A 12,690-nucleotide genomic window follows, 5' to 3' on the forward strand; every position below is an offset into this window, starting at 1 on the left:
TAATAAGATGATTGATTCTATTACATGTTTCTCGAAGTATTTTTCCCATTATTTTATTAAACCGTCTTTGAACAGTTTCTTTTCCATTATGAGGGCTGTTGGTTTGAAGCCCTGTTTAAGGTAGAATGCTATGGCGTTCGTATTATATAGCTCTACTCTTAGTGCTATTTTTTGCAGGCCAAGGTTTTTGATGTACTGAATGGATTCATTTAACAGTCGTTTTCCTAGTCCTTTTCCCCTATGGCTTGCATTGACCTCTAGATCGTAGACGTATGCTTGTTTTATATAGTTCACGGTATCCCACGTTTCCTTGACCCAGGCGAGGCCGATTATCTCACCTGTATTTGCTTCCGCGATGAAGAATGCTTCACGACCCGGTAAATTGTGGAGTAATGTGAATACTTCTTTATGAGTTTCCACAAAGTCATCATAGCTTTGATTATTGTACTCCTTATCTACAAACTCCCAGCTGATGCCTCTATCAAATTCTATTACCCTTGAAAGCATCGATTCGTCTGCTTTCAATATTCTATATTCCCCCTTATTTCTCATTGTTTAAAGCGCCTCTCAATGCTTCTTCCCTGGAAATCGTTACCCAACCCTTCGGTGTCAAAAACGCATATCCTTTTGTGTACGCCTCGTAGATCTGGTAGATTTTCTCCCTGACTGCTGCTGGGATATTGTCCGGGTGGGAATTCAGCTCATCAAACTGAATCATCTCTACATGCTCGTGCTTCTGGGAGCCTTCTATTTGTTTACCTGACCTTAGAGTTAGTAGGTATAGTGAGTGTTCTAGTTCGTCAGGGTCTAGTCTTATTGACCCTCTATTAATTCTGTCGAATACGGTTTCTATATGCTGGGTTTTGTAACCAATGATTCTCGGATCTATTCCATTGGCTAAGAGGAACAATATTATCCCGTTACACTTAGAGCAGGTTCCACAAGGTAATACTTTACCGTTTTCCAAGTGGACTGAGTGGCAGCTCCGCTGGAGCTTAAAGAGTTCTGGGTATCTATCGGCTAAAATCCTCTCAACAATAAGTCCTGATAAAGGCCTTACCGCGGACCATTGTTTAAATCCCAGACCACTTCTCTTAAACCAGTTCGTCATATACTTGTCGAATTCCTGGCTTTGATCATAAACGGCGTTGTAGTGTTTTATCCCTTTAAACAGGTAAGAAGTTCTTGAAGGATCATCGTATTCATTTCCCAAAATTACGTTGGCAATGTTTCTCTTGTAAAGGAGTGGTAGGAATGAGAAAACATAATGTTCAAAGAAGAATAGTCTAATTGGATATATCTCTGCCTTATCTTTTTTGTATGCATTTCTTTTAAGTATCTTCATGTGTTCCCCTATGAAAGTATATAATCTGTCAACGTTACTCCAGACCCGCAGAGTTCTGGGCTCGTGTTCCTTAAAGTACCTGTATGCTGTTAAGGCTGTGAACCAGTGATGTCCTGATTCATTGAAGAAACAAGGATAAACTTCACATCCCACCTCCCTTAGGATGCCATAGGATAATAGGCTCTCTTTTCCTCCGGAAGACATTACTGCACACTTCTTTTCGTCTAAACCATGTTCCGTTGACCCGGGATTGGCTGTGCGTGTGAAAACCAGCTGAACCCTAGGCTCTGCGTCTTCAGGTTTAACCATCTCAGGGTCGGGTATGTACTCGTCTCTCAGGAAACCAGTATTTCTAACAATTCTATTTACAAATATATCGTATGCAGTAATCCTAGTCGTATCCTCGAGGAATTCTTTGCCCTGCCTGGTGAGGGGTACATCGAAGACTATTCTATCAGCGAATAGTCCATAGTTAACTAGGGGTGTTGATACCGTTAGAGATGCAAACTCTCTGGTCTTATCTGTAATTATATCCTCTTCATATGTATGTATAAGTTTGTGGTGAACTTCATCTCCATTCTCTAGCTCGAGAATATAGTCTGCAGTTATCCTCTTCTTCTGTATTTTTAGATTAGTCACAGCTATGCTTTTGAAGCACTTAAGAGAGGCCATTTTACTCTGCCTCCTATGTAATCAGTAACTATCCCTCTAGCTATCTTACTTACACCGTGTAGAATGGGATCGCACGCGATTATCCCATACTTATCCTCGTAGAACTTAACTAATTCCTCGACGTCTCCTGGACTCATGTTTTCATGGTTTATCGTTATTGCATATACTTGTCTCCCTGTAATCAATTCCACTAGATGCATATATTTATCAACATCGGGCATACAGTACTGCGGGAATCCGTCCAAATGCTTTCTAGCGGGTGCATGTTGCAGTATTATTATATCCGGTCTGACAAGTGCTAGAATTTCATAGCTTCCAGGGAATACTGGGTGAAGCATTGAACCCTGTCCGGGGACTACTATTGCGTCTGGTTCCTCTTCTCTGTAAGCCCTCACGATCTCGTATTCCAAGCCTCCTGTTATGAAATCATTTATCATCGCATCAAGCACTATACCATACTTCGCTCCCTGCATCCATGCCGTCTGACCTGTTCCTACAAATACCGTTTTAACGCCAAGTTTGTTTAACTCCTCTGTAAGCATGACTGCCGTCGTCCTCTTTCCTATCGCTGAATCAGTCCCAATAACAACTATCCTAAGAGAGTCAACACTGCCTATTTCGCCTGTGTAAAATTTCTTCATATCTCTAAAGATCTTTCTAACGTCTATTATCTCGGCATTGTATTTCCTAGCAAGCTCTGAAAACTCTGGATCATCACTTAGAAACTCGTGGAGGCCGGATACTACGTTGATTCCTTTCATGAGTGCTCTTCTCACTATAGGCCTGAAGTTAGCTGGTAAACGCCCTCCAGCAGTAGCTACACCCACAATTAATACTTTAGTACTAGAATTTTCTTCGAGCGCTTCCTCGGGACTAGCATATATAGGTATATCCCTATGTTTACCGTCGAGAACTTCTCCAGCGTCTCTTCCCGCTAGACTGCTATCAATTACTCCGACAATTTTGTATCTAGCCGAATACCTTACTAGTCCGTGGGCGGTTTTGGCGTCTGTAGTTAAGTAGAATCCTTCAGTAAGGATCAAAGCATTCTCCATTAGAAACACCTTCCTGTGAACACGGCAACACTGATATCGTCTTTACCGGATCTGTCCAGGAAACTAATGGCTTCAAGCGTTGAAGCCGAGGCTGGGAGAACGCGTATTCCCTCTAAAACCTTAGTCAACATTGAGTAACGGGCCATCTTGTAGTCAGGCACCTCAACTACAAAACCGCCTGTTTCCCGGATGGCTTGTAAAGCCGAGTCGCCGTCAAAGGCTATCATTGAGACAAGCGGCTCATTCAGCCTGGTTTCTCTAACCTTCTGCAATACAGGCACTTTCCTTAACCCTTTTTTGAAGGCGAGGGCTATTGGGTTGCCATGAGAGGTGGTGGTAGCTATAATCCTGGGAAGCCGTTCTATAATGCCTTTATTAAGTAAATCTTTGAACCCTAGATAAACACCAGTTAGCGTTGAACCGTTCCCAACTGGAATGATAACATTGTCAGGTGATTTACCGAGGTCGTTTATTATTTCGTTGGCTATATTTTTGAATGAACTCAGCCCTGTTTTCCAGTTATCCGACGTAGGGTTTGCATCATACCAACCTTGTTCGTGTGCTATCTTAGAACTAGTTAATACGGTATCTTCGTAAGATCCCTCGAGTAAAACTACACGTGCCCCTCTTGATATCATTTCTATTACCCGTTTGTTACCATATGTTCTAGGGACAAAAATGACTGGTTTTAATCCTTTCAACCCTGCAAAATACGCTAGGGATGCACCGTAATTTCCACATGTACCAGTAGTTATAGTATCATATTGGCCTTGAATAGCCCTGTCAGTATGATACATTGAAACCCTATCTTTCTGTGATCCAGTAGGGTTATATCCTTCATACTTAATGTAGAGATTTTTGACACCTAGATATTCTCCAAGATACACTGGTTTAATGAGAGGTGATTCTAGCTTTATAGAATACGTCATCATTTTCTATTGCACCAACTCGTACAGAACAGGTTGATACGAATTGGACGGGAAAAAAGAGGTGTTAACTAAAATGCTTCTAGTTAACCAGTATGGACTGGTTTCAATCACTTCCTACTTCCTCCAAACTAGTTTTAATATTCGTCTGCTTGATAAAGTGACAGTAGTATTGTTTTAAGTTCAAGTGGATTTATATGGTTCTATATAGCAGGGTTGGAACTAGGAACATATGGAATTTTTAGCACTATTGAAGTAGAAAATTGAATGCTGTATTTTTAATATACCAGTTGACGACCGCTATAACCTGGCTTCCAATATGGTGTGCGTTATTGTCAGAGGAATCTGTTGAGGAAGAAGACCTGAAGAATACGAAGTTCATGGTGTTTACCCTACTGAGAATCTTGAAATTCTTTTACTCGTTTAAACAGCTTGAGAACAGGTTGAATATCCCGTCCCAAGTATTATGGCGTTACGTTACCCTTAGGGTTACCCCTGAAAAGCAAACAGCAGATAAGATATTGGCTAGGATTAAAGAAACCAGATTAGTAGAGGAAGTGATTTCCAGAGAGGTCACAGAGGATAAGGAACTCTGGGTTATATCTAGTAATCCTGGTATACTGGAGCTTGCAGCTCTAAGACTCGTGTATGAGCTTAGAAAGAGTAGAATAGACGTTATCCTATCTACTCCAGATATTTATTCTCTACCGCTTGCATCCATCATATCTTCCTACTTTAAGGCGAAGTTATGTATACCTTCTCATATGCCTCTTTCTAATAACGTCCTATCAGAGTCTTATCAAGTAGCTCCTGGAATATTGGATGTAGCTGCTATACCAAGGGATTGCATACCTAGAAAGTCTAGAGTGTTAATAACAACGCTTGCTGCGACAAACTCGTTGTATCTTAATCCAGCGTTTAAACTGGCTGTAAAAAGATATGCTCATATATCTGCGGTATTCTCGGTGCTGGGGAATAGTCAAGTTATAACTGAAGTAGCCAGGAATTATGGAGTAGAGCCTGAGCCTAGAATAGTTGTTCTGGTTGAAATGGATGTGAAAAATGGTTAAGGATGCCGGCTGTCTATAGCATAGTGAAAAATAAATGTATTAAAACTTGTTTATGAGAAAAAGTTTGCTTAACTTATTTTACTCCTCTTCTTTGAATTCTTCCGGTTCTTCTTCAAAGAATTCCTCTTCTTCTAGTTCTTCGACCTTCTCAACTTTCTGGGTTTTTGCCGGCTGTTCTTCCTCTTTGCTTACTTTCTTTTTCCTTGGGGATCTTCTGGCCATAGTTCTTCACCCCCTCTGTAGGGGTCGTATACGTATTATGATAGTCCAGGGTAAAATTCGAGCCTGGATTTACGTGATGCCATATCTCCGGGAAATTGATGTAGCTTGGGATGTATTTAGATAATGCTACGTTTAATGTATAGACCAGTTATATAATGTCAGATGGTAGAATTCTAATTGAACTTGGTTCGATGTAATATGTTTTATGGTATGTTTGCGTAAAGAGCTGCTATTCCAAACCCAACCATGTCAAGTATTACCCATAGGAGTACTGCTTTCTTCGCTCCTAACTCTCTAATCATTACTCCAAGAGCTATTATACAGGGTACTTGGTAGGTTGAAGCCATAGTGAATGTCATTGCCTGTTTTGCTGTTAGTACTGAAGTAAAGTTTGAAGTCCCTAGAACTGTTGCAAGCATAGATATGACTAGGTCTTTCTGTAGAAAGCCGTAGGCTAAAGGTATTGAGAGTGATGGAGGAAGGTTAAGGAGCCTCATTAAAGGCGAGAACACCTCTATGACCAGGTTATCAATACTATAATACGTTAGGATTGCATAAGCAATAGCACCTACCACTATTAACGGGGTTACTATTATAATGAATTCCCGGAGCCGTTGCCATGCCTTCTCAGCAACTATACTTGTTCTAGGTTTACGTAAAGGGGGGACATCCTCTATCAATACAGCATCTTGATCGGCTTTGGCGGCTTTCGAGATTATTCTTGCAATTATACCTGCAAGAATGAAGCCAATGGCATAGATACCTAAAGCTGCTAAAGCACCGTTGATTCTACCAGCTATGCCGAAAACTATGGTTGCTCTAGAGGAGCATGGAATGAATGCAAGCATGGATATAACTACAATCCGTTGCCTTGTAGTAGGGAGTATCCTTGTGGCAGTAGTAGCTGGTACTGAGCAACCTAATCCCAGGAGTGCTGGTATTACTCCTTTAGAGTGGAGGCCTAGTTTCCTTGTAATCATGTGAAGCCATAGCATTAGTCTTGTAAGAAACCCGGTATCTTCTAGGATTACAAGTATTAAGTAGAATATGAAAACGTAGGGGAGTGCAGCAGTGTACTGCGCGTAGAGGGCCTCCACACTTTTCGCCGAGGCTAATCCCAGTAATCCATGGGGAGAGAGTTCCGCTACTATGGTTCTGACATTATTGCCTAGCACTGAATCGAGCGCGTTAACTATTTCATTACCTAGTATAACAGTCAGAACTATCATAGCTCCTAGGAAGAATAATCCTGTGAGTATACCGAGACCCGTATTCTTTAGTAAGGCTTCGTCCACTCTGCTGAGAGTCCTTACAGTGGTTGGGGTTATTCTGGCATGCTTCTTTGTAAGTGACATGGCGTATCCGGCTCTCGTAATCTCTATATCATTGTATGGGTCATGTCCTTCTTCTACCAGCATCCTATGGGCATCCTTTGAATAGTTACACTCATATATCCTGGATACTAGGGGGTCACCCTCAACTAGTCTGACTGCAAGCCCTCGTCTATTCAACCTAACATTTCCTCTTACACACCTCATCGCTAGGGACAATGCTTCCTCGATATGATCATCATAGATGATTTCAAGTTTAGCTCTACGAGCTTCGCCCAACCTGTTTATAAGATCGTTTATACCGCCTTTTTTGATAGGATTAATTTTTACCACAGGAGCTCCGAGCTCTGCTTCAAGCCCTCTGTAATCTATACGGAGTCCCTTCCGTGCAGCCTCTTCCCAGAAATTCATGCCTATAATAACACGCACTCCTAACTCGATAACTGATAACAAGAATACAAGCCCTCTCTCAATCGCTGTAGAATCTATAACAACGATCGTGAAATCATAGTCCTTCTCTATTAAAGCTCTCTCAGTAACCTCCTCCTCTAGACTGCTTGTATACAGGTTATATATGCCGGGGGTGTCAATGAACTCGTATTCGATGCCTCCTATAATAGCTCTCGCTATGGTTACTTCAACAGTTGTACCCGGATAATTTGATATCTGAACATGACTTCCTGTCAGTACTTTAAGCAGAGAGCTCTTACCTACATTGGGTTGTCCTAAAAGGAGTACACGCTTCCTTCTACTTGAACTCACGAGTACTTCCTCCGGTTATTGATACTAGGTTTCGGGAACCACTAGGACCTTAGAGGCAATTATATCGTCAACTGACACAACGCGGGCTTCAGATCCTACCATTATTATAATCACTCCACGATTCTTAGATAATATTTTGAACCATCGTCCTGGAAGTAAGCCTACACCGTAGAGGCGGGCGACGATACTAGGCCTTGGATCCAGAACAGCTATTATACGACCGGTATTTCCTTCGACTAGAGAGGAAAGAGTTACTAGTTTCTCTCCCAGTATTTTCTCGAGCTCAGAAGGCTCCATGTCGAGGTGTTCCATATAGTGGGCTGCTACATGGCTTTTAGTATTAAGCTGTTTTAGAATATTTTCTATCGCCCTGTGCCTAGTATACACCATACTAGCAGCTTCTACTCCCTTCTCAGTCAACTCAAGCTTATCGTCAGCAGCCTTAACAAAACCATTATCTTCCAGGTCTCTTAGAGCCTTCTCGGCAACATCTTTCTCTCCAACTTCCTTGATGATCTTATTTTTATTAGTCTTCTTACCTTCCTCCATGAGGAACCTCAGGATGTCATCCTTAGTTATACTTTCCACAGTTTTTTCGTTCAACACTGCAATCCTGGTTTACAATAAATATAGTATGTGGCATAAATTTACATCGTCGAACCATGAAGTAATGGGCCTATTCAAGGGTCGGTATTAGCCTTCCATATTTACGACCTGTTCCGTAATTTAATTAAATAGGTATTTATTTTTGTACTATTCAGGTTTCTTTTATACACCTCCTGAAGAATTCAAATACTACTTGCAATTCATAAAACATGGTATAGATATATTATCCTAGTTTCTATTTATAATCATTCGATTAAAGGTGTCAATCAAGTTTGAAGGCAAGTAGAAGATATCTATTGGTAATCCTAGTTCTAATAATTGCGGTAGTAGGTTTAGTTGAATACTACTACCAAGAATATAATCTGCCTCCTTTACCTCTGAACACAACAATAATAACTAACACTAGAAACACTCAGATTACTTCACAACCATACCTGAGAGCCTTGTATTATGATTCCCTTTACCGTGAATACCCCAATGATACGCTGGACGCTCTCATAGTTACGACACTAGAGAGCCGTGGATACGATGTAGATGTTTACTTGGGCAAGAACGCTACTCTTGACCAGCTTGTCAACCTACAACAATACCAACTTGTTATTATACGTGCACACGGCGGATATAGCAATAGGACAGCTGGTACTTACCCACCAGGTGAATATATTTTCACAGGCTTATACTACAATGAAAGCGTAATGAAGTACGGGGAAAACATTAACACATGGATTAAGAAGGGATACCTAGCTCTGGGAGTTATACCTCCGCCAGGTAAAAAGCCCTCCCAGGAGGAGCTGGAGAAACTTCCGAAATACCTAGTGGTGGGACCCAAATTCATAGAAGAAAAAACCGTTGTAGAACAAGGTAGTATAATCATCGTTTTCGGATGTTACACGTTCGAGGACGGTACGCTTGCAAAGATAATGCTGGATAAGGGGGCACTAGCGTATGTTGGATGGAAAGGAGGCGTAACACCTGAATACATGGATAGAATCCTACCCGGCACTGTCAATGCATATTTGTCACATGGACTCAATGGTCTCAGGAATTTTGTAAATAATACACTACCTGATCCTCAGAGTGATGGGAAGCTACGGATTTTATTGAGGCCGAGCAGTGTATCCTAGTTCTTCTCATCATTAATTATATTAAAATTCTAGTATCGAAGAGTATTGCTATAATATTTACTTTGTTTAAACCTGAAAACCTTGCTTATCCTTTACTAATGCTTCTATATTCCACCTAGATCCCGTTCGTAATAAGGAATCTCTAGTTTTCACTGCCATTCAGGGTTAGATTTATTTAGATAAAGAAAAATGTGGTTTAAGGATACACTATAAAGATAATTGGTGGATCGGAATGAGTAAGATGACCATGATTATTACAGTATTGATCCTACTGGTCGTTGCAGGTGGATTGTGGTTCCATTATGGAAATCATAGTATCTTTGGTATTACAGGTAGAAATGCCTTCTCGAAAACCAGTACAGTAAGTAATTCTAGGTTGAAAGTAAATGAAGGCGAAGGAGACCATATACGGGTGAAGATATTATATGCCAGTGAAGTACGTGGCATCAGAGTAGTAGAATTCGTCTATACGAATGCGACTCGTTATGAGTATGTCTACCCATTTGACGGCTATACCGGATACTTATTCAAAGTAAACGCCACTAATGAAGGGTCACAGCCCGCTCATCTCGAATTCTATCTCATAACGAATGATGGGAAAAGAATCTGGCCTGAAGACCACACGGTATTCTCTGACTATGTAGAGGGAATACCGAAAGACGTACTATGTAACAGTATAAGAATACCCACAAGCTTCAGTGATGATAGAATAAAGAATATAAAACCCAATACTACAAGCACCGTATTCCTCTACTACAGCATAGAGCTAGGGGAAAAACCAGCTTACCTATATATAGAAGGAAGATACTCTAATGGAGAGGCATTCAACTTCACTGCACCCTTAAGCTTAACCGGATAGAAGCTTGAAATAGCTCCTAATAATTAATTTCTACCATTCCTATTAAACTCGAAGATATCAACCCCAAGCCCAAAGTAAAAAAGCATAAAACTCTTTAAACCGAGACTAATCGCCTTCCATACATTGGACATTGGAGAATTCAGCATAGTGAGCGGCACAAGACTAACTGCTATTTCCGGTTCTCCCGGTTTTACCAGATAGTTTCACCAGTTCAATAGGGCCTAAAACTTCATCCACTCCTTTGAGCTCGGTAGGTGTTTCATGTAAGCTAATCAATCCTACACGTGGGATCCCTAGGCCTCTTAGTCTCTCTATGGTTTTCTTTATTTCACTACTACTCAGCGGTCCCGTTTTGACCTCGTAACCGCATTGCGGGCTCCCTTTATTATCTAGGAGGAGGATATCAACGTCCCAGCCATCGGGTGTAATCGAATATGCAGGGCGAAGCTTCTTGATTATAGCAAGCAGTTCTGCTAGATCGAACTGTAGTTCCATGTAGTATCTTGATCTGAGCGATTCTCTACTAGGCTTCTGGCCTAACTCGTCTACTCTGTCCAGTATGTAGTAGAGTATAGCGAGGAGGGTGCTTCTGTGCCTATAGTATACTCTGGCCCCCCTGGTTCTCCACAGTCTTATTCCTCTGACCAGGCCCATGTTCTCAAGGTTTTTAATGTATCCAGTTACAGCTGTTTGAGCGGGTCTTTCGAGTAATCCACTACTATAAAGTCTGTGGGCCAACTGACTAGTATTCCAGTATCCCTTAGCGAGAAGCCTTAGTATTGCATCGTAAATCCGAGCCAAACTACGGCCTTCCTCTGCAAATATCTCTCCAATAAGACCTGGGGCGATGGGGGCTAACTGTTTGGCCCGACGGTAGAGCATATCCACAGGATCACCGCTTGGCTTCACTAATCCTAGAATCCAAGGATCCCTTGCAATACCCAACCATCTAACTGCTCCCACATGATCCATACCGCATTTAACAAGCGATGCTATAGTATCCAATGGATCAGCGAGGTCAACATTGTAAGCTTCAACCAATCCAAGCAATGGGCTGTTGGATGAGAAAATGCTGTCCGAAACACCGTAGCTGGATCCTAGGAGAATAAGCTTGCCCTTACCTGTTGCTAACTTATGGGCTACAGCGTCCATCCAGTTCTTCCTGGCAATACGCTGGAACTCATCTACTACAACGACCCCGTCATTAGACACTACGTTTGTGATCCTTTCCAGACAATCACTTAAGTCCTTCTCCCTTAGTTCACCGCCGATCAAGCATGTTCCTTCGCGGCTAACCAGCACATACTCATCGTAGCTAGTACAATGCTGGACTAGCCAGGTCTTACCGGTCTTTCGCCTACCGTAGACAAGCAACGAACCGGTAATTTCACCTAACTCCCCGCATTCTTTTCTCTCGATAACGCAATAACTCATATTATATAACCACAGTTATATAACCAACATTATAAAAATAAAAAGATTTCTTCAACAAACAAGAGTAATAACAAGAGTAACATGGAAAAGAATAAATCTAGCTCCCATATGAACAACCAAGATTAATTCTTATTCTATTCTCTATGCCTCCTATACTTACCAGTATTCCACCTGTAATATTCCCATAGGAATATTACAACGAGAATAGTTGTATGGAGACAGAGGAATGCCATCGATCATGAAATGGGGAAACAGAGCAATATTATGTTGTGGACACTGAAACTCTAAGACTTTTCTAGGCATACTTGTTGGTGGTTGAGTTAACATGCGGTTAACTCAACTAAAAGTAGAGTTAACATAGAAAGGTTTAAAGTACTGGTTAACTCCCAGGACAAACATAATGTACAATATAGACCTAATATAATAATTAATACGCGAACAGGTCAAATATTTTTGATAGATTTCAAATTAGAAAAACGATATTACCCAAGCCATTACTGGACATGAATCATATATAGGAGGATCTATATCCATGAAACACATGCTAGGATCGCATGAACATAATGTAATACGCTTAATGTCTTAACAAACGCTAACTAACATTAATATATTTATGATTATCTGTTAATTAATTAACTTTTCACAACGATAATACTGTTAAGCAACGGAACACATAGTTATGCACCATTAGATACACTCCGCAGGACATATATAGATAGTAGACTAAGATGATAGTATTACCTTATGGTAATACCAACACCTCCCCTTCTACCCTTCCAGACCACCAATGACATAGCTCCATCCGTATAAAATTAACGGATCAAAGTACACTTCTGCATGTATCAGTACATCCACTGTACTAGCTATTCAAACATCTATCACACAATACTGCAATACTGGTAGAGAGACATATACAATTAGATTAATCAGTTAGATAACTAGGAGTTACATTATTATGCACACCAAGCAGTTGAATCGGTAAAATCCTTATATATTGAATCACATACTGAAATACCACACTAAGGAGACAGAGATGACCTGGTAGGTTTTAAAACTCCCCCTACTATTAAGACTGTATCACTTCCATACGATCCTAAGAAATGATCAATAGTATAGACTTATTGTAAATGCCTCGAAGTTAAGCGAAGAATTAGTGAACTTGTCTCGGAGAGAAACAGGCTTCAATCTAACCTATCGGGCATGCTACAGCAAGCTCAGAACACACCGGCTCAGTCTGAACCTGAGAAAAGCCAAAAATAGAGTACACTACTTCAATATATACCA

General features: G+C 40.9%; 11 protein-coding genes. 3 read left to right on the forward strand and 8 right to left on the reverse strand.

Annotated elements, in window-relative coordinates; all coding sequences use genetic code 11:
• Positions 1 to 48: 48 nt before the first annotated feature.
• From F7B60_00410 to F7B60_00425, 4 genes are read right to left on the reverse strand one after another with little or no spacing between them, the layout of a single operon-like run.
• The gene (locus F7B60_00410) at positions 49 to 552 is read right to left on the reverse strand and encodes a GNAT family N-acetyltransferase (protein MCE4613984.1); all 504 of its coding nucleotides are present in this window, start codon (positions 550 to 552) and stop codon (positions 49 to 51) included.
• Positions 542 to 2,017, reverse strand: coding sequence for a hypothetical protein (locus F7B60_00415; protein MCE4613985.1), 1,476 nt, complete (start codon positions 2,015 to 2,017; stop codon positions 542 to 544). Before F7B60_00415 ends, F7B60_00410 begins: the two co-directional genes overlap by 11 nt.
• Entirely contained in the window at positions 1,987 to 3,072 is a 1,086-nt protein-coding gene (locus tag F7B60_00420; protein ID MCE4613986.1) for a DUF1611 domain-containing protein, read from the reverse strand. The genes F7B60_00415 and F7B60_00420 overlap by 31 nt, the downstream gene beginning before the upstream one ends.
• Positions 3,072 to 4,004, reverse strand: coding sequence for a pyridoxal-phosphate dependent enzyme (locus F7B60_00425; protein ID MCE4613987.1), 933 nt, complete (start codon positions 4,002 to 4,004; stop codon positions 3,072 to 3,074). Before F7B60_00425 ends, F7B60_00420 begins: the two co-directional genes overlap by 1 nt.
• A 326-nt stretch (positions 4,005 to 4,330) precedes the next feature.
• Between F7B60_00425 and F7B60_00430 the strand changes: the two genes are divergently transcribed.
• Positions 4,331 to 5,068, forward strand: a complete 738-nt coding sequence (locus tag F7B60_00430) for a hypothetical protein (protein ID MCE4613988.1) — start codon at positions 4,331 to 4,333, stop codon at positions 5,066 to 5,068.
• A gap of 78 nt (positions 5,069 to 5,146) precedes the next feature.
• Here the strand turns inward: F7B60_00430 and F7B60_00435 are convergent, their stop codons facing one another.
• The 3 genes from F7B60_00435 to F7B60_00445 all read right to left on the reverse strand — a co-directional run bounded on the left by F7B60_00435 (position 5,147) and on the right by F7B60_00445 (position 7,986).
• Positions 5,147 to 5,290, reverse strand: a complete 144-nt coding sequence (locus F7B60_00435) for a hypothetical protein (protein MCE4613989.1) — start codon at positions 5,288 to 5,290, stop codon at positions 5,147 to 5,149.
• 203 nt (positions 5,291 to 5,493) lie between these two features.
• Complete coding sequence (feoB, locus tag F7B60_00440; protein ID MCE4613990.1) at positions 5,494 to 7,383, reverse strand: ferrous iron transport protein B; 1,890 nt, start codon at positions 7,381 to 7,383, stop codon at positions 5,494 to 5,496.
• A gap of 24 nt (positions 7,384 to 7,407) precedes the next feature.
• Positions 7,408 to 7,986 (reverse strand): FeoA domain-containing protein, encoded by a 579-nt coding sequence (locus tag F7B60_00445; protein ID MCE4613991.1) that lies wholly within the window; start codon positions 7,984 to 7,986, stop codon positions 7,408 to 7,410.
• Between the two features lie 275 nt (positions 7,987 to 8,261).
• On the opposite strand from F7B60_00445, the gene F7B60_00450 reads away from it, so the two are divergent.
• Together F7B60_00450 and F7B60_00455 are read left to right on the forward strand one after the other, a co-directional pair.
• Positions 8,262 to 9,113 (forward strand): hypothetical protein, encoded by an 852-nt coding sequence (locus F7B60_00450; protein MCE4613992.1) that lies wholly within the window; start codon positions 8,262 to 8,264, stop codon positions 9,111 to 9,113.
• A 232-nt stretch (positions 9,114 to 9,345) separates the two neighbouring features.
• On the forward strand, positions 9,346 to 9,972 hold the full coding sequence (locus F7B60_00455) for a hypothetical protein (protein MCE4613993.1): 627 nt from the start codon (positions 9,346 to 9,348) through the stop codon (positions 9,970 to 9,972).
• Between the two features lie 162 nt (positions 9,973 to 10,134).
• Here F7B60_00455 and F7B60_00460 read toward each other — a convergent pair whose 3' ends face one another.
• Positions 10,135 to 11,406, reverse strand: coding sequence for an AAA family ATPase (locus F7B60_00460; protein MCE4613994.1), 1,272 nt, complete (start codon positions 11,404 to 11,406; stop codon positions 10,135 to 10,137).
• Positions 11,407 to 12,690 lie beyond the last annotated feature (1,284 nt).

It is taken from the genome of Candidatus Tiamatella incendiivivens (genome assembly GCA_015522635.1).
GTDB lineage: Archaea > Thermoproteota > Thermoprotei_A > Sulfolobales > Acidilobaceae > Tiamatella > Tiamatella incendiivivens.

What these genes read in the sequence shown, in the direction of transcription:
- F7B60_00410 (MCE4613984.1), bottom strand. Translation starts at nt 552, where the DNA reads ATGAGAAATAAGGGGGAATATAGAATATTGAAAGCAGACGAATCGATG.
- F7B60_00415 (MCE4613985.1), bottom strand. Translation starts at nt 2,017, where the DNA reads ATGGCCTCTCTTAAGTGCTTCAAAAGCATAGCTGTGACTAATCTAAAA.
- F7B60_00420 (MCE4613986.1), bottom strand. Translation starts at nt 3,072, where the DNA reads ATGGAGAATGCTTTGATCCTTACTGAAGGATTCTACTTAACTACAGAC.
- F7B60_00425 (MCE4613987.1), bottom strand. Translation starts at nt 4,004, where the DNA reads ATGATGACGTATTCTATAAAGCTAGAATCACCTCTCATTAAACCAGTG.
- F7B60_00435 (MCE4613989.1), bottom strand. Translation starts at nt 5,290, where the DNA reads ATGGCCAGAAGATCCCCAAGGAAAAAGAAAGTAAGCAAAGAGGAAGAA.
- F7B60_00455 (MCE4613993.1), top strand. Translation starts at nt 9,346, where the DNA reads ATGAGTAAGATGACCATGATTATTACAGTATTGATCCTACTGGTCGTT.
- F7B60_00460 (MCE4613994.1), bottom strand. Translation starts at nt 11,406, where the DNA reads ATGAGTTATTGCGTTATCGAGAGAAAAGAATGCGGGGAGTTAGGTGAA.